The sequence below is a fragment of the Dendronalium sp. ChiSLP03b genome (genome assembly GCF_034531165.2).
Lineage (GTDB): Bacteria > Cyanobacteriota > Cyanobacteriia > Cyanobacteriales > Nostocaceae > Dendronalium > Dendronalium minutum.
Window position 1 is genome coordinate 17,584 of record NZ_JAVRBR020000071.1, and the last position, 21,849, is coordinate 39,432.

Consider the following 21,849-nt stretch of genomic DNA (forward strand, 5'->3'; position numbering starts at 1 on the left):
AATTACCTGAAGAATTAAGGATTTAAAAAGTCCAAATGCTCTCCAGATTGAGAGCGTAATTCCATCAAAGAACCTTGAATCTTTAACTTGCCTCGATCTAGCAACACAATCCAGTCAGCACGATTAATTACCTTGGGACGATGGGTAATTAAAATTGTCGTTTTACCATGACGATGCTTAAGTAACTGATTGAGAACTTGCGCTTCACTGACTGGATCGAGTCCGCCAGTAGATTCATCCAAAATTAGCACTGGTGGATCTGTAACAATGGCTCTTGCTATTGCCAAACGTTGGCGTTGTCCACCAGAAATATTTGCTCCAAACTCACCTAGAATAGTTTGATATTTATCAGGAAGTTTACTGATAAAATCATCAGCATCAGCAATTTGGCAAGCTCTGACAATTTGCTCGAATGTAATGTGAGGCGCACCTAGGCGAAAATTGTCAATGATAGAACGACTCCAAAAATGAGCGTCTTGAGGAACTAATACTATTTGTTGACGCAGACAATCAAGAGAAAGGTCTTCTCTGTTATAAAATCCGATACGAATATTACCTGATTGCAGTGGATATAAACCAGCAATTATTTTAGCTAAGGTGCTTTTACCACAACCAGATTTACCAATAATGGCGATAACTTGACCACCTGGAATTGTTAAAGAAAAGTCTTCTAGTAGTTCGATTCGACCAGGGTAGTGAAAGTTGACTTGGCTACAAACGATGTCAGCATCTCCAGCAATTTTTGCAACTGGCTTTTTACCCTCACCTGCATTTTCTGGAGTGGCATCTATAACTTCCGTCAGGCGTTGTGTAGCAGTTTTCGCCCGCGTAAATTCATCCACAAAAGTAATTACAGTACCAATGAAACCCAGGAAATTACTATTCATGGAGTTAAATGCTAGTAATTGCCCGATACTAAGATGTTCATTTGGGTCAATTACTAAATTTCCGCCAAACCAAAGCAAGACAATACTGCCAATAGCAGAGACAAAGCTAGAGAATGTATTGTTGATAATGCCAATCTGCATTGTACTGAGAGTCAGAGTTGAAATTTTACCAAATCTGCTTTGTAATTCGTCCCAAAATTGAGGTGATGCAGTGGTAGTTTTGAGAGTGAGTGCGCCTTTAAATGTTTCTACTAAAACTCCTTGGGCTTCTGCTTCTGTAACTAAAACATCACGGGTCTTTTGCTGTAAACTTGGTTGGAATATAACTGTAGAAATAGTCATAATTCCAGAGATAAATAGAGCTAGCGCAGTTAATTTCCAACTATAAAAAGCCATGAAAGCAAAAGAAATTACCGCAATAAAAAATTTACTGGGTAAACTAACAACGACTTGAGCCACTAACTGATTAATCTGGTCAATATCTCGTAGGCGACTCACAATTTCCCCGCTGCGGCGAGCTTCATAATAAGCTAGAGGTAATTGTAGAATTTGTCGCCCAAATTCTAGAACTAACCCTAATTGTAGGCGTTGGGCAAAGTGAGCAATTAAATTAGATTGTACCCAAGATAAACTACTAGAAATAATATTCATTACTACCACAGCGATCGCCATCGTAGTCAGCAGTTTTGTATCGCCTCGAACTAGCACATCATCAGTGAGAATTTGCAATAGAAAAGGGGAAGCTAAAGATAGTAATCCTAACAAAAGATTCAGAGGCAATGCTTGCGCGAGAATGTCTCGAAAATGCCAAATGCGCTTGAAGAAACGCCAAAAGCCACCAACTTGTTCATTCTTTTGGGCATGAAACCGTATTGGATCTGGTTCCAGTAAAAGCATTAACCAATCTACCCACCCCTCTGCCAAATCTTTAGGAGACAGATAGCGCAAACCGACAGCAGGATCGGCTACTACACATTTTTTGCCTTCTACACCATATAAAACTACCCAATGATGCCCTTGCCAATGAATAATTGCTGGTAGAGGTGCTTCATTCATTCGGTTCAGGAGTTCTGGTGAAGTTTTGACTGGACGAGCATTAAAACCGAGTGTTTCTGCTCCTCGTTTTAGCCCTAACAAAGTTGTGCCAAATTGTCCAGTACCGACAGCTTCACGAACATGATTTAGAGTTAAAGTCCGTCCATAATGTTTGGCAATTGATGCGAGACAAGCAGCACCACAATCTTCTTCACTGTGCTGTGCAACGTAATTGTATTTCATAAAGTAGAAATGCTTGTACTGATGTTTTGAACCATAATTTTTCAAAAAAAATAATTATTTAAGCTAGAATTTAAAATCAGTCTTATTCATCTATCAGTTGTAAATAATTCATCTCGAATTATGATTCTATATTTTTCAATTTTGTTTGATAAAAGTTGCAAAGGTAGGAATTATGCACAAGGCAAGTTTAATTGACTTGCCTCATCTCAGATATAGTTACACATAAATTTGATGTCGCTGTTTCAATGCCTTCTGTAGCGTCTTCTTCTAGAACGTGGTGAACTTTCAAATACAAAAGACGACTCCCAAGCAAATTGAATTTCCTCTGGAGTGAGTCCAGGATTGCCAAATAAAATCCCAGCGCCCAAGATGAACATGTAAGTATCAAGGTCAAAACCAACATGAAAGCATCCTCCGCCAACAACGGCAGATTCTTCCGGGGGAATTTCTCTAAAAAGAGGACTTTTTTCTTCCATTGCTCGCTTACTTAAACTAGATGTAAGAATGAAAAACGTGAAAAATCAAGAGTATTAATTAAACGATGAGCTTTATGAGTAGTTAGTCGTTTTCACTTTTAACTACTCATGCTGCACTCATAAATTTGGAGAAGTTTTACAATGAAGCTGGGAAGGCTAACAAAGAATAAGTAGGAGTGCTGCTGGCAGTATCAACTATTGGATAGCCATATTCATCAAACTTCACTTCTTTATCCTTACCGTCTGCATAAATAATTGTTCTAGTTTCCCAAATGAATATAGGAACTTTACCGCCACTAATAACAGCAGACTCTTCAGCAATCAGCTCTGTAAAAAGAGGGTTTTTCTGATTCATTAGCATGTTTTTTGAGCGTATTTTTTTGGGGATATTCAAGTTAGTGATATTTTTCTAAATACTGGAACATCTAAAAATGTTCCAGTATTTAGCAGGTTCATACTTACTCTGTTATCCCAGAAGGATTGTTACACAAGCCTAAAAAATTAATGCAGGCTCAAAGATGGTTCTAGGGTGTCAGATCCAATGTTTGTTCCCAAACGTACTGAACTTCTTCGGCAGTAATTCCGGGGTTGCCTAATAGTAAGGCAGCACCCAAACCAAAAGCGTATCCTACAAAATTAAAGCCAAGACCGCCGCTGACAGTTGCAGATTCTTCGGATGTAATTTCAGTGAAAAGTTTGTTATTTTCGATAACTTGCATGGTTTTTACTCCTTTTGATTAGGATGTTTGAAAGTATTACAAACTATACTGTCAGGTCTAATGTTTGTTCCCAAACATACTGAACTTCGTCGGCAGTAATTCCGGGGTTGCCTAATAGTAAGGCAGCACCCAAACCAAAAGCGTATCCTACAAAATTAAAGCCAAGACCGCCGCTGACAGTTGCAGATTCTTCAGATGTAATTTCAGTGAAAAGTTTGTTATTTTCGATAACTTGCATGGTTTTTGACTCCTTTTGGTCAGGATTTTTGAAAGTATTACAAACTACTAGTTGATTACCTCTATTTGGTCTTCAACTCCTTGTTTGGTTAATACACACAATACGTGGAAGCACCGACTTTAGTCATGTATGTTTTCGGCAAACTTAATTACCAGATTCGGAAAACTAGACTTCTGAATTACGCCACTACTATTTCCGAAAAATACATGGGGTAGTGAAATATCATCTTATTTATACTTTTGATAACTTGATGACTGCTAAATAGCTCTACCTGCGAGGGTTAGACCTGTTTGAAAACTCGCAGGTCAATCTATACCAAGTTTAATCTTTAAGCTTGGTAATTTTGATACATACCCAAAAAACAGGGTTTTATATAGTTAGTGATAGTTTATTGCCAGTGACTAAAATCTTGAAAGTGTCACTGCACAGTTAAAAGCTAAAAGTGGTACGGATAGCTCCTATGAAGATATCGTCGTTTCTAGAAATGTGTCCGGGGTCAGTAACAATAAAAAAGCCGGGAGTAATTGCAATGTTGTCGTTGACTAAGTAGCGGTAGAAAACTTCATAATGTGTTGAATTACCACTATCCACGTCTGCAACTAAAATGCCGTTATTCAACTTTGGCGGTTGACCTACTAGCAACCCCAATAAATCTCCTTTTCTGCCGAAGGGGTCATATAAACCTAGAGAAACAGTGTAGGTACTGCTGAGGACAACGGCATCTGACTGTAGGGAATTAGTCACCATTAAACCCCCCCAAGCACCAAATACGACTCGATCGCTTAATTGCCATTTCATACTGGCATTAATGCCATGAATCTGAGATGGTTCGTTAATTCCCCCAGATGTATCTGCATTACTGCTACCTGTACCTGTATCTAGTTGACCGTTACTAGAATAAGCATTTACATAAGCCAAGCCAGTAATTAACGAAGGAGTTGGTTTGTATAATAGCTGCACTCCTAAAGCACTATGGTCTGCACCAAATATACCTCGGCTACTATCGCTGCTATTTCTGGTACCATAGGCGAATTGCAAACGCAGTTCATCGGAAAGCAACCAGTCAAAGCCTAAACCAGCATCAAGACTGCCTATTTTAAAGATGGGAGTTGAACCAGCAAATAGTGAAATTGCTCCTTGACCGGCATCAGCATAGGGTGAGTTGACACTGAGAACGCTGCTTAAACTAAATCCTACAGGTTTGAAGGTGAAAACTACGCGATCGCTTAGTCCTGCAACTCGATATTCTACAGAATCTACTCTTACCTGATTATCATAATCTGCTTGCCAGGACAGCCTGGCCATATTGGTGTTAAATGCATCAGGATTGCTAAAACTATCATCAGCGGAATTTCCTGTAACCAATGCCACTCGAAAACGGTCTTTGCCTGTGAAAGAAGAAACGAGTTGCAATTGTGTTAGGTGACTGATAATTGTGTTGGCTTCTCCTTTACCTGGAGGGTCGCCGCCAAATCCTGTTGCTAGTCCAAAGATGACTTGTCCTCCTAAAATGACTGTGGTAGAAAACTGCTGTGCTTCTATGTTTGCATTCCGTGCTTCTAGAGTATCAATTCTACTTTTTATAGTGCCTAATTCACCCGCAAATTCTTCTCTAAGATTTTGCAATATTACCAAGTCTTCTTTTCTGACTTTGTCTGTTAGACCAGCAGCAATTAATTCATTAATTTTATCTAATGCTGCATTTAAACCTGCGGCAAATTCATAGCGCGTTAAGGTACGGTTGCCTTTAAAACTGCCATCAGGATAACCTGAAATTACACCATAACGTTCTACTAAAGATTGCAAAGCGGCAAAAGCCCAATCACTTGGCTGTACGTCAGATAATTGAGATACCGATGTCACTCGTTCCATGCTGCTACTAGGTGACATTTGCGTTTCTTCGTTTGTCTGAGCTAGGGTAAAATCTTGCTGAAATATTTCGCTATTTGTAGTATAAATTATTGGCGAATCGCTGGAATTGACAGATAGAAATTCTAGCGATTGCTGATTTTCTTTTGGCGTTAATTTGTCATCTAGATTTTCTGCCAATACAGGGGTAGCTAATACAAATACTGCTACCCCAGATAGGAGCAAGAAAAATTTTTTATTCATGGTCACCACTCACACCTGATATTAAAAAATATGCCAAAATATTAACTAGTACACTGCGGCGGAAATAAGAATATCATTTAAAATACTTCAAAAGCCTATAAATAGAGTATTTTTAATTTTTAATTCCGCGCAATGGTACTAGCGATCGCGTGCAACACCAGTTGTCAAACTACCACGATAGCCAACGCCTCTTTGAGGTGCTTCACCGTTGACACCAAAAACATCAATCTGAGTTATTTGACCGTTAGCATCGATCACAGAAGCACTAGCATTGTTGCCACTCAGACCAGCTTGATTCTTGACACCTGTGTTGTCATTGATTGTGACTGTACCTTTATCAAAATCTACTCCAATCGTGGTTGGGGAGTTGGGATTATTATCAGGAATAAAAATGGCAGTATTACCTTCTCTCTGTCTGAAGAATGTTCCAGTGGTGACCTGTGGGTTGCTAATTCTGATAGAAACTGATGGGCGAGGATTCAAATCGCCTTCTGTACCATTTAGTGCATCTGCCAGGAAAGTTCTAGTAAATCCCTTGAATCTTTGCGCTTGATTCTTCAATGCTGCTAAAGTTTCGATCCGAACGGCATTGAGTGTTTCCTGAACTGGAGTGGATTCTTGTGCTATTAAATTTTCTTGTCCTGGTCCAAGACCAGAAGTCAGTGAAATACTTTTATAAAATGCTGGTAAGTCAAATTCTTGTACTTTGCCCACCAACCCGTTTCTGACAGCTACTGTCTGACCACCTTGTAAGGCAACGGTTTTTTTCCCTTTTTGGTCAGATATTTTAATATCTCCATCAGTGAGAGCAAAAACTTGTGTGGTGTTGCGTGTATTGTCGTGTATTACCATCACTGCACTAGCTTTCTGTGCTGGCAGAAATAAATCGCTGTTTTGGCTGATTTTGCTGCTTTTATTAATAGCAATTAATGCAAGGTTATTCCTCATTTGAGATGCGTTGGTTGCGGGACGCGCTGCGAGGATACTAATTTGACTCTCAGGTGTTTCTACTTCAGTCCCGACACTACCCGGCGGACTCAAAATTAAGGCAGTACCATCCTCCAACTTAAATATCATCTCGTTCAGGGCTATGAGATTTCGCAACTTAAAGCGACGCAACCCTGGTTCAAACCGGAATGTACTGCTTTGATCTACTCGAATGAGAGATTTATCGTTAAAGAATAATTGAGCTTCAGAACTCGCACCCGTTCTCACTGCATCACGAGGAACTATGACATCTTTTGGTTGTGCTGGGCGGCGAGTTTGGTTTTGCAGGAGTAATTCGACAATCTTAATTAGTTTGTAGACTTCAGCACGGGTTAGCAGCTGGTCTGATTGAGCCAGTACTGGAGTCATCCAAGATAATGTTAGCAGTGTGCTAACAATTAACTTTTGAGTTAATGACCAAATCTGCTGTCTCATCACACCTTACCTTATGTAACAACGTTACATTTACTTATATTGTTCCGTTTTTATACTACATAGGCTAACAGCATTTTTCCAGAGGATTGATATGACATTTAATAAATAGCAAAGTCCTCCCAGCGATTGCTAGCAGGACTTATCTTGTCAGTTGTCAGGAGAAAAAGAGAACTCTTAACAGGGAACAGGCAAAAATAGTTATTATTTCTTCCTCATCTCCCTCTGCTCCCCTGCTTCCCCTGCTCTCTTATCCCAGCGTCCCCGCGTCCTCTTACACGAGCGGCTCACGTTTGAGTAGACGGCGCACGGCTTGTTCTATATCCTGTTCTTTAATTAAAGACTCTCCTACAAGAGCCGCATGTGTACCAGCATCGGCTACCAGTGATAAATCAGCGTGGGTGTATAATCCAGACTCACTGACAACAATTACACCTAAGTTTTGTAATTGCGATCGCCGCGCTGCCATTAGTCTTTGTGTTGTGCTGATATCAACTGTAAAATCTTCTAGACTCTGATTATTAATTCCTATTAAGCGGATATCGTCTAGTTTGAGTACCCGATCTAGTTCTGTCAAGTTATGGACTTCCACTAAAGCATTCATCCCCAAATAATGAATCACTCGCAACAAGTCCTGGAGTTCCCGATCTGTCAGAATGGCGGCGATGAGTAATACAGCGTCTGCTCCTGCTGCCCGTGCTAAATAAATTTGGCAGGGGTCGATAATAAACTCTTTGCATAAAAGAGGTAACGATATTCTCTGGCGGATTGCACGTAGTGTTTCAAAACTGCCATGATAAAATGATGCATCTGTGACGACAGATATACAACCTGCGCCACTACGCTCATAAGCTTTAGCGATCGCTACTGGGTCAAAGTCTGCTCGAATTATCCCATAAATTGGTGAGGCTTTCTGAATTTCTGCGATCAAGCTGGGTCGGAAAGGATTTTGTTGCAAGGCAGTTAAGAAATCTCGCACGGTTGGAGCAGCAGTTAACTGGCGTTGCAAAGAAGCTAAAGACATCTGTTGATGCATATGTACTACTTCTTGCTTTTTGTGCCACACAATCTCTCTGAGAAGGGGATGTAGACGGGTATTAACAGGAGTACGTGGATAAATCATAAGCTGCGACAAATCGGGAGATGGGGTGACTCAGAAAGATGAAATCAGAAATTTTTTGATTTTCAGAGTCTGAGTAAAGTTGATTTCATGTCAAAAACTTCTAATTTGTCACGTTTACTCTCAATGTCATTTGATTTTGAACTTTCAACTAGGCAGTTATTTTTTAGGAGTCGAATGTAGGTGCGGTAGGGTATGTAGTCTATGGGGTTGTAGCCAGAAAAACGTAAAATTAAAACACATGCCCAGGAATACTTGCCGGCAATAATTGCTTTAACAATTTGTTCAATTTGTTCGGTGTTGATTTTTTTTGCTGTTTGTGTATTGCAATTGCTATCGGTTTGATGCATGGTATTCTCTCTTTTATTAAACTTGTAATCCCAAGGTTAAGAATTGATTTAGTTGGGAATTGGTGTTTTTTATCTACTCTGAAAATAAGTCAGAAGGTATAAGGCATCAGGATTTTCATCTGTGTTTATCTTCAGCTCAGCGATGGCGGAAGATAGACGAAGATTGCTAAGGGTTATGTAACAGAGGAAATCACAAATCATGATTTTATTTAAGAAAATGACGCTACAACAAAAGGTTAAGAGAACATATCTGGTATTCAGTGAGACCTAAGAAGTATTGCAAGTGAACTCTGAAAGTAGGGGAGAGTTTAGCTAGTCGGCATTTTTATCTGCCTAATAAATATCTAGTTAAACCAACCCCTACAGATGAACCGTGTTGCAGAAGCAGCTTCTGTTTTAAGCCTACTCAATATTCGGCGACAGATATACGATCGATCTTTTGACGTACTTATCTTTTTTTTAGCTTTTGTGATTTATTAAATCTTGTTAACAGTGACGTATGATGCTTAGATTTTTCTCTGAACACGACAAATTATACTAAATTAAATTTAGTTGAATAAAAATGTCAAACTAAAGATTCTTTTTTTATTTTGTCTTTTTAATTTTCTAGCTTAACTGTATATTGTGTTGCCATGTGGTACTAAATTGAAGCGGAAAAAATTTGATCTACTTATGCTAACTAAAATTGTGTTGATGGAAACAATACTAATACCAAATATTAAGTACATTGCTATTTTTCTGACTCGCCTAGCGAAGCTAAACAGTTTCTACCTTTCGATAGTTGATAGTTATAGAACTTAAATTTTAAATCAGTGCTTATGTAATAAATAATACTCGTAGTTTAATTTATAAATGTATTTGTAGATATCAAAACTGGATAACACTTTGCTGATATAGATTCGCAAGACTAAGCGACAGGATTCCGCTGAGGATATAACTCACTTGAAAGTCAAAAGCCTTACACCGCATATAATATCTATTCACAACCTGTAAATAGAATTGTGATATTAGCAAGCTATTACAACGTTAATATCAAGCTGATAAAGATTTGCAGTCATAGTTTTGCTATCCAATATGTCTGGTTACACTTTGTTTGTATTTTTGAATACATATAGTCTTAACACTATACATTTCTTTTGATAGATGTCTTATCTATATATAAGATGAATATTTATGAAAATATATACCTTATGAAAGATGACTTGGTCTGTTCTTCTGTAGTTAGATCCCTCTGTAGTTAGATTACAGATAAAGCAAAAAAATAAGAAATTTTAAACTTATGAAAAATCAATTGTTTGTTTCAGCTAAAATTTATATGGCAAAATTTAAATTTAAGGTGGACAAATTATGCTATTGTGAATCATGAACAGACTGTTTTATCTTCTCTTTAACTATCTTGCGATCGCTATTCTAATATAGTGAACTACAATCAAACTAAATAAGTAATTGCGACTTAATTTTTATCTATTTTTAGAAAGATATGCAGCAAATATGACGATGATGGAAATTATACTTATTTGCAGATTCTAAAGTATATAGATATTGGATTGAATTCAATAAATTTGCACTAATTAACTCTACTAAAGAGCTAATTAACTTATAGAGTTTTATACTAATTCTTTAAAGTAAAATTAGTGATTTAGTTTCGGATATTAAATCTACTTATAGTAGCGAATAATGAAGATTAACCAATGTAATAAAATTGGTTAATATCAGGATAATCATTATTTATGAAAAACTTTAGAAATCAATAGCAAAAAAATATTGTATCTTTATGTAACTAAGCTGAAAGTGTTCACTTTTTGTTGATAAAATCATATTTAATAATATAAACATTAAGATTTTATTATCTAATTTATTCATTAGCTAAACAGTATAATCAGGATTTTTAGAAGTTCTGATTATCAACTCGTTAGTAGATATAGATTTGTCACTAGACTATTGGTCAAACTAATGGGAAAAACTTAGGATAAATTACTAAAAAGTGTATTGGGCTGTGTGTGAGAAGAGTGATGAATGAGTAGAGCGAAGTATGCAAAAGTTGATTGAAGAATTAAAGAATGCGAAAGAGCATTTACAACAGGAAGTTTCTGAACTGAAAAAGAAAACAACAGAGTTAGAAACATCCCTTTCTCTACTTCGTTCTACGCTCGAATCTACTGCTAATGGTATTGTTACAGTAAATCTTGATGGAGATGTTTTAAACTTTAATCAAAAATTTGTGGACATGTGGCAGATTCCAGATTCACTGACGCTATCTAAAAATTCTCCTCAAGCCAGCGCATTTTTCCAGAACCAATTAAAAAGCCCAAATACTTTTAGCCCAGTTATGTGGGAAGTATCCAATCAACCTGATTTGGAAAGCTATGACATTTTGGAGTTGAAGGATGGAAGAGTCTTCGCACAATACTCTCAGCCGCAGTGGTTGGATGACAAAATTGTTGGTAGAGTCTGGAGCATTTGGGACATAACCGATTACAAACAAGTAGAATTGGAACTTTGTCAAGCCCTACAACAAATACAACAACTTAGAGAACTGAAAGCTAACTTCATTTCTATGGTTTGTCATCAATTCCGCACGCCGCTGAACGCTGTTTCATTTTCAAATAGCTTACTCAAGAGGCATATTGATGAATGGACAAAGGAGAAAACACGGCCATTACTCGATCATATCCAAACAGCTGTTGAAAAGCTCAGTCGGATGTTGAATGATATTTTATTCTTTGCTAACGCAGAAGCCGCAAAGTTCAACTTTGAGACAGAACCGCTCGATTTAATTCAATTCTGTAATGAGTTAGTGACACAAATACAGATGAGTAGCAGCCATGACATCAATTTTGTGCGTGAAGGTAGCTGTGGTAGTGCTTGTATAGATCGACAACTGTTGGAGCCTATTCTGAAGAACTTACTGGATAATGCAGTTAAGTATTCTCCAAGTGATAGCCCAGTTGATTTACAACTTTCTTGTGAGTCTGGGAAAGTAATTTTCCAGGTTACAGATAGAGGTATTGGTATTGCAGTAGCAGACCGACAACAAATATTTGAGCCATTTTATCGGGGTAAAAATATCAAGAATATTCTCGGTACTGGATTAGGGCTATCTCTTGTTAAGACCCTTGTAGATTTATATGGCGGTCAAATTGCCGTGGAAAGTGAAATTGATATAGGCACTACGTTTACTGTCATACTGCCAGTGTGAAATAAAATTTCAATTTCAGTTCCCAGTTTTGTGTGTTCAAACTTCATGGTTCCTTGACAGAGTACTCAGCAGAGAGTTTAGTAATCATTCCTTGCCACAATTCCCAGTGATGAAAAAATGATGTACGAATCGACAACAATTCTCGTAATAGAAGATGATGCCGTTACTCGCAATCTCTTCTTACAGGGTCTTGAAGCTGAAGGTTTTAACACAATAGGTGCTGAAAACGGTCTTGCTGGTATCGAAGAAGCACGAAAGCATTTACCCAATTTGGTAATCTGCGATATTGCAATGCCGGATATGGATGGTTACGGAGTTTTGAATGCTTTGCGCCAAGATCGTCTCACTGCGGTTATTCCCTTCATTTTTCTGACTGGCAGTAATACTCAGGCATCTGTTCGCAAAGGTATGGAGTTGGGGGCGGACGATTATCTGATCAAACCCTCTACGGTAGAGGAATTGCTTAGAGCGATCGCAATCCGATTGGAAAAGCAAGCTATTCTCAGGTCTTGGTATGCTACTAATAGTGAAATTTCCGAATTACCAATAAATACGACTTCATCGTTAACCCCTGAATCATTTTTTCCATCAGTTCCGCAACTCAAGGAAGTTTTTGACTACATTGAAGCTAACTATCGTCAAGGGATTACTTTGTCTGATGTGGCTGTTGCAGTTGGTTATTCGCCAGCTTACTTAACCAGTAGAGTCGCAAAACAAACTGGAGAAACTGTCAACGGCTGGATTGTTAAGCGCCGGATGGCAGCAGCACGTCCTTTACTCAAGGAAACCGACCAGACAATCGAGCAGATTGCTACAGTGCTGGGCTATCAAAATGCATGTCATTTCTCCCGCCAATTTCGTCAACACCACGGGCTACCACCGAAAACTTGGAGAAAAGAAAATCAGTATCAACTCTATCAAGCTTCCAGAAACGCAAATCTGCAACTAATCAATACTCATCCGCCGATTGGAAACTATGTACCTTATAGTACTGAGTTGCAAGTTTCCGAAGTTCCAAGTAGGATGGACACTTTGCTCAAGTCGAGCCACTGCCTTTCGGGGGGAACCCGCCCACACAAGTGGCCTCCAGAAGTCGCCAGTCTGACTTCTCGCGATCGTGCTAAATAAGAAAGTAATGCGATTTTAGATTTTGGAGCCACTGCGTTGCTCTGGTTAAGAGAGTTGTAGCAAGTGGCGTGATTTTGGATTGGGAAAAAGTTAATTGATAAGCTGTTAGACACTCTATCTGTCGCAATCATTTTTAAATTGGTGTAAAAAGTAGTAATGGAAACTGGGAACTCAGGACTCAGTTTTCACTACTTTTAGGCTTTGTCAATTGCTGCATTAATACTTGCACTCCCAAAGCCAATAAACCAATCGCCACTATACCAAATATTCCACTTCCCAAAGCAACTACGCCTACAACCAGGGTACGAACAGCAGAGGTAATTCTCACCACTAGTAGATTATCTGAATGGATCGGTTTGCTTGCAAAATTGGTGGCGATTTTAATCATCAGTGAATAAAGTGCAAATCCTAGTCCGCCGGAAATCAAGGCTCCAGTTAAACAGCGTAACAGAGTCATTGGAACCGACGCTTGAGCTTCTACTTGTGGCGTTATATTTGGGTCACTCATACAACTTTTGATTTTAGATTTTGGATTACGTTAGGAGTCAGGAGTCAGAAGTTAGGAGTTAGTCAGGCATATTCTCCTGCTTCCTCATCTCCCCAGTACCCCTTCGGGTGACGCTCCTTCTCTGCGAGACGCTTACGCGTAGCTTGCTTCTCCGTAGGAGTACGTCGCTAACGCAGTCGCCTGCGGAGGAGCCAGCGCGGTCTTGGGGGTCTCCACGCCACTTGCTTTATGCCGGGGAACCCGTCCACCGCAGTGGCTCCTCCGCAGGCGACTGGCGTTGGAAACCCTCTCCGAAGTTTGCTTGGAGGGAAACCCTCTTGGCAACTTCTCTCCGCAGCACCGCAGTTTCTTTCGAAGGGAAACCCTCCTTTGAACTGCTCGCTGTCTCACCAGTCCCTACACTGACGATACTATCTGAATTCCATGTGTAGTCATTCGAGTCACAAACAATTCTAAATCCTCGTCAGGAATTATCTCTCTCATTTTTAGCTTCACTGCTTGCGCTTGTTGTTCAGACTCAAGAAGAGCAAACACTGTCGGGCCAGAACCAGACATCATTGTTCCCAAAACGCCTTCTTGAGTTGCAAATACCTCGCGCAGTTGCAAGACTTGGGGATAGGCTGGCAATACTACACGCTCTAAATCATTGTGCAGTTTTTGAGCAATTTCTGCTGTGTTTTTGGCAAAGATTGCTTTGACTATTCCTCCTGAATGGACTGCGGCTGCACGCGCTGCCAAATCTTCGGTATTTCTAATATAAGAATTACCAAACTGCTGGCGATAAGTTTTGTATGCCCAAGCGGTGGAAACTTCTAAGCTACGATATTTAGCCAATACTATATATATGTTATCTAAATTCGGTAGAGGAGAAAGTTGCTCGCCTCTACCTGTAGCAATCACTGTTCCACCCGCCACGCAAAACGGCACATCTGAGCCAAGACTTGCTCCCAGTTCTTCTAATTCTGACTGAGTTAGTCCGAGGTTCCACAATAAATCTATCCCTACCAAGACGGCTGCTGCATTTGTTGAACCTCCAGCCAACCCAGCAGCTATAGGAATGTGCTTGTTGATGGTAATTTCTATACCACCATGTTTACTAAAGGCTTCAGGAAATTGGGTTGCCATTAGTTCTGCTGCTTGGTATGCCAGATTATTTTCATCTGTAGGTACTTGTGGGTGGTCGCAGTAAATGCGAATGCTGTCAGTGCTAATGGAATGCAATTCAATTTGGTCGGCAAGGTCGATACTTTGGAGTATCATTGCTAACTCATGATAACCATCGGGGCGATCGCCGATAATTTCTAAATACAAGTTAATTTTGGCGGGGGCAGTTAATGTGTAGGAACGCATAACAGTTATCAGTTATCAGTTATCAGTCATCAGTTTACTGTTAACTGATTTGCTAGTGTTACCCATTGGTTGACGCTGAGGTCTTCGGCACGGGCTTGGGGATTTATTTCTAATTTTTCGAGTAATTGTGTCAGGCGATCGCGTTCGACAACTGGTTGTAGATTATTTCGTAACATTTTGCGCTTTGCACCAAACCCCAATTTAATTAGATTTTCTAACTGTCTAGGGTTAATTGCTGGTGTTTCTATCTGCCGGGGATGCAACCGCACGACTACTGAATCTACTTTTGGTGGTGGATGAAATGCGATCGCTGGAACTGTACAAATTAATTCACAATCAGCTAAATATTGTACCCGCACGCTCAATGCTCCAAAAGCTTTAGACACTGGTTTAGCATACAATCTTTCTGCTACTTCTTTTTGCACTAATAGTACTATTGAATCAAATGGTTCTGGATTAGGATTAGTGATTGTGCCCAGCAGTTTTTCTATAATTGGTCCTGTGATGTTATAGGGAATATTAGCTACTACTTTATTCTGCTTTTGAAAATTAGGAAATGCTACCAGCTGGGACGGTACATCTAAGGTGAGAAAGTCACCTTGTAGTAGTAGAAAATTTTCAATTTTACCTAGTTGTTTTACCAGTAGTTCGCACAAATCGCGGTCTATTTCAACTGCGACTAGAGATTCTACTAAAGGTAATAAACGACGAGTCAGAATGCCGGTTCCTGGGCCTATTTCCAAGATGCGATCGCTCGTTTGACATTCTGCTGCCTTTATTATTGCGTCCAGTACCTTTTCACTTTTGAGCCAATGCTGAGCAAATATCTTGCGCGGTCGTACCATTTATTTTCCTCGTACTGCCTAAGTTTCAGCGTTTCACTAAAAATCCATTTCTTACTTCTTTCTTACTTTTTACTACCATTTTTTGGTGCATGTTTGCCGATTTTATCTTGACTTAATATGCTTTATATGGTACTTGAGCATTATTCTCTAAGAATATAAATGGAGATTGAGGCGATCGCTTATCAACCTGCTTCCTCCCAATCTTCAATTCGTAATCCATTCACCCGACTAAATTCACTCTTATTGTGCGTAACTAATATTAAATTATGGGCTTGAGCAATTGATGCAATTTGCAAATCGTAATACCCAATAGTTATATCTAAAGTTGCCAATTCAGCACGAATTCTGCTGAGGTAATCTCAATTCCTGGTTCTTCTCTGAGTTTATCGGCAAATGCATAAAAAGCCTCTTGGTCGTCTCGATGTTCCAGCACATATGCTCTTAATTCTTGCTTGGTCATCGCTTGAAAATTAGGCTTGGTCATAAGTACCTCACGCTACCGTTTGGGAATATTTCTATTTGAACACCTCTGCGCGAACAAAAATTAACTTGCCCTAGTACTAAGAAATTTGGCAGAATAAACCCAAATCCCCCACTGCCAAGTCATAAATTATGCCTACGACTGGTACAGTCCTTCGCAACCGCTATAAAATCATCAAAATCTTAGGAAGTGGCGGATTTGGCGACACCTACCTCGCAGAAGACTTAGACTTACCCAACCATCCCAAGTGTGTAGTCAAACACCTCAAACCCAACTCCGACCCAGCAGTATTACAAATCGTTAGAAGGTTATTTGATAGCGAAGCCCAAGTTTTATATTGCCTAGGCAATGATAGCGACCAGATACCGCGACTATTTGCCCACTTTGAAGAACAAGGCGAATTTTATTTAGTCCAAGAATTTATAGATGGCGAAGACTTAAGCCATGAAATTAGTTCTGGTAAGCGATTAACCGAAAAAGAAGTCATTAAACTATTACAAGAAATTCTGGAAGTCTTAGCAGTAGTTCACAAAAAGAATATCATCCACCGCGATATTAAAACCCAGAACATTATGCGTCGCCGTCAAGATAGCAAAATTGTGCTGATTGATTTTGGCGCAGTTAAAGAAGTTAATACGCTGATGGTGAACGCCCAAGGACAAACTAGTGTTAGCGTTACCATTGGTACGGCTGGTTATATGCCAAGCGAACAAGCAGCCGGACAACCAAAATTATGCAGCGATGTTTACGCGGTGGGGATGTTGGGAATTTATGCCGTGACAGGTTTACAACCCCACGAACTACCAAAAGACCCCACCAATGGTGAAATAATTTGGCGTAATTGGGCAAATGTCAGCGAGAAGTTGGCAGAGGTGCTGAGTAAGATGGTGAGTTATCACTTTCGAGATAGATACCCTTCAGCAGTGGAGGCGTTGCAAGCACTGACACTACCACAGCCGCAACGACGACAACCACCGCCACCACCTGCACCGAAACCCCCGCAACCCACACCAAACTTGTCACGTCGTCGGACAATTCAAACTATAGGATGGACAGTTGCAGGAATTAGTTTAGCTCTTATTGGAGAGCGTTTGTTATCTTTGTTTAGTTCTGGAGAAAGCACTAATAAAACTCCGGTAACAAATGAACCTCTCACACAGACTCCGACCTCCTCTAATAGCTTACAAACTTTTCAATTTGAAACGGTGACGGTAGACGCACAGGGAAGAATTACCAACCGCCCCAAACGGGAGGCGAAATACTTTGTTGAAGACTTGGGGAATAGTGTCACCTTGGAAATGGTGCAGATACCAGGAGGAACCTTTACGATGGGTTCGCCAGCAGGGGAGGAGAAACGATACCCATCCGAAGGGCCGCAACATCTAGTAAAAGTACCTGGGTTCTTCATGGGGAAATATGAAATCACCCAGGCACAGTATCAAGCAATTATGGGGACGAATCCCTCCAATTTCAAAGGTGAGAAACGACCTGTAGAAAATGTGAGTTGGAATGATGCCGTAGAATTTTGTAAAAAATTGAGCCAGAAGACAGGAAAAACCTATAGGCTACCCAGCGAAGCCGAATGGGAATATGCCTGTCGTGCGGGAACGACTACACCGTTTTATTTTGGTGAAACAATTACTACTAATTTAGCAAACTATCAAGGGACAGATTTTACTTTCGGAAGTACAACGTACTCAGGTAATTACAGTAAGGGGCCAAAAGGTCAATATCGTAAGGAAACAACAGAAGTAGGCAGTTTTCCCCCCAACGCCTTTGGTTTATACGATATGCACGGCAATGTTTGGGAATGGTGTCAAGACTTTTATCATAAGAATTACAATGGCGCACCCACTGATGGCAGTGCATGGCTTAATGATAATGATAATAAAGCCCGTCTGCTGCGCGGTGGTTGTTGGCTCAACTCCCCAGATTTCTGTCGCAGCGCGTACCGCGTCAGGCTCGAAGCCGACCTCCGTGGCTACGTCTTCGGTTTTCGCGTCGTCGTAGTTTCCGCGTGAGGACTCCTTCCCCTTTGCTCTTTTGCACTTTTGCCCTTTACACTTCTTTACTTTTCACTCTTCTGCCGCAGGCGGATCAAAAATTTTTTTTTAAATTGAGCGGTCAAATTTGAATTTACTGTAAGCTTTTCTAAAAGGATTATAACTGGTAATACAACACATAATTCATATATGAATGAATTACCTATCATTCAAAAAACTTATGATTTAATCAAATGGTACGTTCCTATATTAAACCGTCTACCACGCGACCATAAATTTCTCTTGGGTAATAGAATTATAGAAGGATTATACGACCTTTTAGAAGGATTAATCAAAGATGTAGGTTGGGTTGAGGAACGAAACCCAACATTAGCCTTGAGTGTTGCAGTTGAAATGTTGGGTTGCGCTGCGCTTAACCAAACCTACTAGCGATAATTACTCTTTGCCGATATCAGCCTGAAATACAATTTCTTGCCCAGCACCCCATATGATGTCATACGTTCCCTGACGAACAGAACGATGAAAACTCGAATATTCCCAATCCTTTGGAGCTTTAACCAAACCATGTTTTACAGGATTGTAGTGAATATATTCAACATGATTCTTAAAATCTACCTCATCTCTAATAAAATGTTCCCAAAAACGACGTTGCCAAATAGCCCGCTCTTTTTTATTTTGCCGAGAGGTAGATAAGCTTTCTTGTGATAGGGTAATACATTGACGACTAAAATAGCTTTTAATCAAACGCCAACGGGTAGGAAAATTGCGATCGCCTTGTGGTAATGTCCAAATACAGTGCAGATGGTCGGGTAATAAAACAAAAGCATCAATGATAAATGGGTATTGTTGCATTACATAACGAAAAGCATTTCTCAATAAAGAGACGTTTGTAGGTAAACATAATAACCTTTGTCTGTTATGTGTAACGAGCGTAAAAAAGTAAGTACCACCCTCTACAGTGGCTCGGCGATATTGCATTTGTTTTAAAAATTTTTTGAAACTAAAATTAGTCTTATGTAGGTTGGGTTGCGCTACGCTTAACCCAACTTCTAGGCTGAAATAAAATGTTAAGTGATATTGAACAATTATAAAACCGAGTAAACACTTATTGACGTTGGGTTTCCTTACGTCAACCCAACCTACATTTTAAGCTACCAGACTGCATTCGAGTGCGTACAGAAAACTTACGTCGAGCGCGACGCAGATTAAGACAAATGCAAATTGATTATGCTCGTGGTAGGATTAATCGACAACAAATATCGCAAAGTTTACAAAGCTGGGTAGCACATTTAAAACATGGAAATACCCAGCGTTTGCGAAGAAAGATATTCGCTACTCTCGTATTTGCGAGAGAGTGAAGAAGGGACAGGCACTTCCGACTGCTGCGCGGTGGTTCTTGGAACAACAACCCAGAAAACTGTCGCAGTGCGAACCGCAACAGGAACGAAGCCGACAACCGTAACAACAACATCGGTTTTCGCGTCGTCCTAGTTTCCGCGTGAGCGCACCCAAAGATATCCTTGCTGATTTGGCAAAGCTGGAGGCGGAGATTCAGTAGGAGAGCAAGGACTTAGAAGAAGTATTGCGATAATAGATCGAGTTCAATGATGTTTTGAACTGAAGGTAAGGTGATTATGGCGATCGCATTAGATAAAGCTGCATCTGGAAAGATGACTCTTGAGGAGTTCTTTAATTATGACGATGGTACAGATGCAATGTATGAGTTTGAAGATGGGGAATTGTTTCTGATGCCAGCTGAGAGTGAGAGAAATCAACGAATTGCAATGTTTATCCTTGTTTGCTTCGTGCAATTAGGTATCTCATCTTCTCAGTTGCGGATGAAAACAGAAATTGTCACTACTGGTTCGCGGGTGCGCGTTCCTGATTTGGTGGTGTTTTCTGAGGAGTTGGCAACTGCGATGGAGGGTGCTAAACGATCTACGGTGATGCCAGAGATGCCACCCCCGTTATTGGTGGTTGAGGTGGTAAGTCCAAATCAGAGCAGTCGTGATTATCGCTATAAGCGATCTGAGTATGCGGCGCGGGGTATTGCTGAGTATTGGATCGTCGATCCGATACAAGAGCGAGTGACGGTTTTGGAATGGGTAGAGGGTTTCTATGAGGAGAAGGTGTATGTAGGGGATAGCGCGATCGCTTCGCTTGTATTTGCCGATCTCAAGTTGACTGCTGTTCAAGTTTTACAATGCCAATAAGTTGAGGAACGAAACCCAACATGCTTGCGATCGCACCAGAAAACAATGCCGAATTTCACTACATTCCATGCAAAAAGTTCCTTAACCACCTAATCGCCTCACTTGTTGTTTGCTCGTTTGCAATTTGGAGGCATTGCTGCACAACTTCTCTGACGTTAGGAAAATGGCTGCTTTCTGTAATTGCGTAACTTTCACCCTGTAATCTATAAACTAATAACTGCTTATTCTTTAATAGCCAAACCTCTGGCACTTTATAAGGGAAATAGTCATTAATATTGGTATAACTAGTAACATCTACCTCGATCGCTAAATCGGGTGGAGGGTCATTTTGCCAGTCGATACGGCTCTTACCTACTACGGCTCTCCAATTTTCAATATAGAAGCAAAAGTCAGGCTCAATACCGCTGACTTCTGGCAAGCTCATGGTAATGGGTGTAAATGAATCGTATCTTTGCTCTAAACGATCCAGCAAAACTTTAGCAATATCTGCCAGCAAGCTCGCATCTCTGCCATGCTCTGGTAGTGGTGCCATTAGCAAAATCTCTCCAAGTCGATATTTAATGCGAGGCGAGGCGCGATCGCCAAGTTGTTGACTCAGTACTTGATAGTCTTGCCAAGATCCCAACATCCTTACAACTGTGCCAGGTGACAACTCGATTCTTTGGGGTGTGATTACAGTATGCATATTTGCCTACCTTTAGAAACTCGGCTACACCAAAACGGTTGACTGAAGGATATTCGACTCAATTATCTCATCTTAATTGCTTTCATTCTGAATCAGAGTTAAAAGCCACCAATTACACTTTTAACTATTATGAACTTAACCAGATAGAGAAGAAAATATGTGCAGCGATCGCACATCAATTAAACTCATTTTGTATATATCTAGCTTAGAATGCTGGGTAAATAGGTCGATGCAATCTCTAATCTAATCATCATGACAGTAATTACTATTAACCTCAACCCCATCATCAAACTCACCGACGACCAATTTTATCAACTGTGTCGAAAGAACCCAGAAATCAAATTTGAGCGAAACGCCAACGGAGAATTAATTATCATGCCACCCACAGGAGGAGAAACTGGAAAGTATAATGCAGGATTGACAGCAGATTTCGTCATCTGGAATCGAAAATATAAACTTGGTGAGATATTCGACTCCTCTACCTGTTTCAAACTACCCAATGGCGCAAACCGTTCCCCTGATGTTGCTTGGATACGAAAAGATAGACGGGATGCACTTACGCCTGAACAAAAAGAAAAGTTTCCTCCCATTGCCCCAGATTTTGTTTTAGAGTTAATGTCTCCTAGCGACAGCTTGGAAGAAACTCAAGCCAAAATGCGAGAATATATGGATAATCAAATAAAGCTTGGCTGGTTAATTAATCGCCAAGCTGGTCAAGTTGAAATATATCGCCAAGACAAGCCAGTAGAAATTATAGAGTCTCCTCAAGAATTATCAGGAGAAGATACATTACCAGGTTTTGTTTTAGACTTGCAAATAGTTTGGGAATAACTTAATA

The 21,849-nt window shown here is 40.0% G+C and carries 20 protein-coding genes and 2 pseudogenes; 7 read left to right on the forward strand and 15 right to left on the reverse strand.

Annotated elements, in window-relative coordinates:
- Positions 1 to 14: 14 nt before the first annotated feature.
- The 9 genes from RMY31_RS18360 to RMY31_RS18400 all read right to left on the reverse strand — a co-directional run bounded on the left by RMY31_RS18360 (position 15) and on the right by RMY31_RS18400 (position 8,599).
- On the reverse strand, positions 15 to 2,165 hold the full coding sequence (locus RMY31_RS18360; RefSeq protein ID WP_322660644.1) for a peptidase domain-containing ABC transporter: 2,151 nt from the start codon (positions 2,163 to 2,165) through the stop codon (positions 15 to 17).
- Positions 2,166 to 2,407: 242 nt separating this feature from the next.
- Positions 2,408 to 2,641, reverse strand: a complete 234-nt coding sequence (locus tag RMY31_RS18365; protein ID WP_322660642.1) for a hypothetical protein — start codon at positions 2,639 to 2,641, stop codon at positions 2,408 to 2,410.
- 136 nt (positions 2,642 to 2,777) lie between these two features.
- Positions 2,778 to 2,996 (reverse strand): hypothetical protein, encoded by a 219-nt coding sequence (locus tag RMY31_RS18370; protein ID WP_322660640.1) that lies wholly within the window; start codon positions 2,994 to 2,996, stop codon positions 2,778 to 2,780.
- Between the two features lie 169 nt (positions 2,997 to 3,165).
- Complete coding sequence (locus RMY31_RS18375; RefSeq protein ID WP_322660638.1) at positions 3,166 to 3,360, reverse strand: hypothetical protein; 195 nt, start codon at positions 3,358 to 3,360, stop codon at positions 3,166 to 3,168.
- Between the two features lie 43 nt (positions 3,361 to 3,403).
- Entirely contained in the window at positions 3,404 to 3,598 is a 195-nt protein-coding gene (locus tag RMY31_RS18380) for a hypothetical protein (protein WP_322660636.1), read from the reverse strand.
- Positions 3,599 to 4,027: 429 nt separating this feature from the next.
- Positions 4,028 to 5,710, reverse strand: a complete 1,683-nt coding sequence (locus RMY31_RS18385; protein ID WP_322660634.1) for an iron uptake porin — start codon at positions 5,708 to 5,710, stop codon at positions 4,028 to 4,030.
- A 138-nt stretch (positions 5,711 to 5,848) separates the two neighbouring features.
- Positions 5,849 to 7,132 carry a hypothetical protein gene (locus tag RMY31_RS18390; protein ID WP_322660632.1) on the reverse strand — a complete coding sequence of 428 codons (1,284 nt, stop codon included), beginning with the start codon at positions 7,130 to 7,132 and terminating at the stop codon, positions 5,849 to 5,851.
- A gap of 271 nt (positions 7,133 to 7,403) precedes the next feature.
- Positions 7,404 to 8,252 carry an indole-3-glycerol phosphate synthase TrpC gene (gene trpC / locus RMY31_RS18395; protein ID WP_322660630.1) on the reverse strand — a complete coding sequence of 283 codons (849 nt, stop codon included), beginning with the start codon at positions 8,250 to 8,252 and terminating at the stop codon, positions 7,404 to 7,406.
- A 62-nt stretch (positions 8,253 to 8,314) separates the two neighbouring features.
- Positions 8,315 to 8,599 (reverse strand): HetP family heterocyst commitment protein, encoded by a 285-nt coding sequence (locus tag RMY31_RS18400; protein WP_322660628.1) that lies wholly within the window; start codon positions 8,597 to 8,599, stop codon positions 8,315 to 8,317.
- Positions 8,600 to 10,631: 2,032 nt separating this feature from the next.
- On the opposite strand from RMY31_RS18400, the gene RMY31_RS18405 reads away from it, so the two are divergent.
- Both RMY31_RS18405 and RMY31_RS18410 read left to right on the forward strand, forming a co-directional pair.
- Positions 10,632 to 11,798: a PAS domain-containing sensor histidine kinase gene (locus tag RMY31_RS18405; protein WP_322660626.1), complete on the forward strand. Its 1,167-nt coding sequence runs from the start codon at positions 10,632 to 10,634 to the stop codon at positions 11,796 to 11,798.
- 117 nt (positions 11,799 to 11,915) lie between these two features.
- Positions 11,916 to 12,926, forward strand: a complete 1,011-nt coding sequence (locus RMY31_RS18410) for a response regulator transcription factor (RefSeq protein WP_322660624.1) — start codon at positions 11,916 to 11,918, stop codon at positions 12,924 to 12,926.
- Positions 12,927 to 13,104: 178 nt separating this feature from the next.
- Here the strand turns inward: RMY31_RS18410 and RMY31_RS18415 are convergent, their stop codons facing one another.
- The 4 genes from RMY31_RS18415 to RMY31_RS18430 all read right to left on the reverse strand — a co-directional run bounded on the left by RMY31_RS18415 (position 13,105) and on the right by RMY31_RS18430 (position 16,113).
- Positions 13,105 to 13,434 (reverse strand): DUF3082 domain-containing protein, encoded by a 330-nt coding sequence (locus RMY31_RS18415; protein WP_322660622.1) that lies wholly within the window; start codon positions 13,432 to 13,434, stop codon positions 13,105 to 13,107.
- Between the two features lie 396 nt (positions 13,435 to 13,830).
- Complete coding sequence (gene ispE / locus RMY31_RS18420; RefSeq protein WP_322660620.1) at positions 13,831 to 14,784, reverse strand: 4-(cytidine 5'-diphospho)-2-C-methyl-D-erythritol kinase; 954 nt, start codon at positions 14,782 to 14,784, stop codon at positions 13,831 to 13,833.
- A gap of 29 nt (positions 14,785 to 14,813) precedes the next feature.
- Entirely contained in the window at positions 14,814 to 15,629 is an 816-nt protein-coding gene (rsmA, locus tag RMY31_RS18425) for a 16S rRNA (adenine(1518)-N(6)/adenine(1519)-N(6))-dimethyltransferase RsmA (RefSeq protein ID WP_322660618.1), read from the reverse strand.
- A gap of 319 nt (positions 15,630 to 15,948) precedes the next feature.
- Positions 15,949 to 16,113 (reverse strand): DUF6887 family protein, encoded by a 165-nt coding sequence (locus RMY31_RS18430; protein ID WP_322660616.1) that lies wholly within the window; start codon positions 16,111 to 16,113, stop codon positions 15,949 to 15,951.
- 128 nt (positions 16,114 to 16,241) lie between these two features.
- Here RMY31_RS18430 and RMY31_RS18435 point away from each other — a divergent pair, with 128 nt between their 5' ends.
- Both RMY31_RS18435 and RMY31_RS18440 read left to right on the forward strand, forming a co-directional pair.
- Positions 16,242 to 18,131, forward strand: coding sequence for a bifunctional serine/threonine-protein kinase/formylglycine-generating enzyme family protein (locus RMY31_RS18435; protein WP_322660614.1), 1,890 nt, complete (start codon positions 16,242 to 16,244; stop codon positions 18,129 to 18,131).
- A gap of 171 nt (positions 18,132 to 18,302) precedes the next feature.
- Positions 18,303 to 18,446, forward strand: a pseudogene (locus tag RMY31_RS18440) (four helix bundle protein); the annotation flags it as partial.
- Positions 18,447 to 18,548: 102 nt separating this feature from the next.
- On the opposite strand, the gene RMY31_RS18445 reads toward RMY31_RS18440, so the two are convergent.
- The gene (locus RMY31_RS18445) at positions 18,549 to 19,091 is read right to left on the reverse strand and encodes an REP-associated tyrosine transposase (protein ID WP_322660612.1); all 543 of its coding nucleotides are present in this window, start codon (positions 19,089 to 19,091) and stop codon (positions 18,549 to 18,551) included.
- Positions 19,092 to 19,489: 398 nt separating this feature from the next.
- On the opposite strand from RMY31_RS18445, the pseudogene RMY31_RS18450 reads away from it, so the two are divergent.
- Positions 19,490 to 19,615 (forward strand): annotated as a pseudogene (locus RMY31_RS18450) (SUMF1/EgtB/PvdO family nonheme iron enzyme); the annotation flags it as partial.
- A 132-nt stretch (positions 19,616 to 19,747) separates the two neighbouring features.
- Positions 19,748 to 20,326 (forward strand): Uma2 family endonuclease, encoded by a 579-nt coding sequence (locus RMY31_RS18455; protein WP_322660610.1) that lies wholly within the window; start codon positions 19,748 to 19,750, stop codon positions 20,324 to 20,326.
- Between the two features lie 58 nt (positions 20,327 to 20,384).
- Here RMY31_RS18455 and RMY31_RS18460 read toward each other — a convergent pair whose 3' ends face one another.
- Complete coding sequence (locus RMY31_RS18460; protein ID WP_322660608.1) at positions 20,385 to 21,011, reverse strand: Uma2 family endonuclease; 627 nt, start codon at positions 21,009 to 21,011, stop codon at positions 20,385 to 20,387.
- Positions 21,012 to 21,263: 252 nt separating this feature from the next.
- Between RMY31_RS18460 and RMY31_RS18465 the strand changes: the two genes are divergently transcribed.
- Positions 21,264 to 21,842, forward strand: a complete 579-nt coding sequence (locus RMY31_RS18465; RefSeq protein WP_322660606.1) for a Uma2 family endonuclease — start codon at positions 21,264 to 21,266, stop codon at positions 21,840 to 21,842.
- Positions 21,843 to 21,849: the final 7 nt, after the last annotated feature.

Excerpts from the sequence above, each read along its gene's own strand:
- RMY31_RS18405 (WP_322660626.1), top strand. The coding sequence starts at position 10,632 with ATGCAAAAGTTGATTGAAGAATTAAAGAATGCGAAAGAGCATTTACAA.
- RMY31_RS18455 (WP_322660610.1), top strand. The coding sequence starts at position 19,748 with ATGGCGATCGCATTAGATAAAGCTGCATCTGGAAAGATGACTCTTGAG.
- RMY31_RS18400 (WP_322660628.1), bottom strand. The coding sequence starts at position 8,599 with ATGCATCAAACCGATAGCAATTGCAATACACAAACAGCAAAAAAAATC.
- RMY31_RS18430 (WP_322660616.1), bottom strand. The coding sequence starts at position 16,113 with ATGACCAAGCCTAATTTTCAAGCGATGACCAAGCAAGAATTAAGAGCA.
- RMY31_RS18465 (WP_322660606.1), top strand. The coding sequence starts at position 21,264 with ATGACAGTAATTACTATTAACCTCAACCCCATCATCAAACTCACCGAC.
- rsmA (WP_322660618.1), bottom strand. The coding sequence starts at position 15,629 with ATGGTACGACCGCGCAAGATATTTGCTCAGCATTGGCTCAAAAGTGAA.
- RMY31_RS18385 (WP_322660634.1), bottom strand. The coding sequence starts at position 5,710 with ATGAATAAAAAATTTTTCTTGCTCCTATCTGGGGTAGCAGTATTTGTA.
- RMY31_RS18360 (WP_322660644.1), bottom strand. The coding sequence starts at position 2,165 with ATGAAATACAATTACGTTGCACAGCACAGTGAAGAAGATTGTGGTGCT.
- trpC (WP_322660630.1), bottom strand. The coding sequence starts at position 8,252 with ATGATTTATCCACGTACTCCTGTTAATACCCGTCTACATCCCCTTCTC.
- RMY31_RS18415 (WP_322660622.1), bottom strand. The coding sequence starts at position 13,434 with ATGAGTGACCCAAATATAACGCCACAAGTAGAAGCTCAAGCGTCGGTT.
- RMY31_RS18435 (WP_322660614.1), top strand. The coding sequence starts at position 16,242 with ATGCCTACGACTGGTACAGTCCTTCGCAACCGCTATAAAATCATCAAA.
- RMY31_RS18365 (WP_322660642.1), bottom strand. The coding sequence starts at position 2,641 with ATGGAAGAAAAAAGTCCTCTTTTTAGAGAAATTCCCCCGGAAGAATCT.
- RMY31_RS18375 (WP_322660638.1), bottom strand. The coding sequence starts at position 3,360 with ATGCAAGTTATCGAAAATAACAAACTTTTCACTGAAATTACATCCGAA.
- ispE (WP_322660620.1), bottom strand. The coding sequence starts at position 14,784 with ATGCGTTCCTACACATTAACTGCCCCCGCCAAAATTAACTTGTATTTA.
- RMY31_RS18445 (WP_322660612.1), bottom strand. The coding sequence starts at position 19,091 with ATGCAATATCGCCGAGCCACTGTAGAGGGTGGTACTTACTTTTTTACG.
- RMY31_RS18390 (WP_322660632.1), bottom strand. The coding sequence starts at position 7,132 with ATGAGACAGCAGATTTGGTCATTAACTCAAAAGTTAATTGTTAGCACA.
- RMY31_RS18460 (WP_322660608.1), bottom strand. The coding sequence starts at position 21,011 with ATGCATACTGTAATCACACCCCAAAGAATCGAGTTGTCACCTGGCACA.
- RMY31_RS18370 (WP_322660640.1), bottom strand. The coding sequence starts at position 2,996 with ATGAATCAGAAAAACCCTCTTTTTACAGAGCTGATTGCTGAAGAGTCT.
- RMY31_RS18380 (WP_322660636.1), bottom strand. The coding sequence starts at position 3,598 with ATGCAAGTTATCGAAAATAACAAACTTTTCACTGAAATTACATCTGAA.
- RMY31_RS18410 (WP_322660624.1), top strand. The coding sequence starts at position 11,916 with ATGATGTACGAATCGACAACAATTCTCGTAATAGAAGATGATGCCGTT.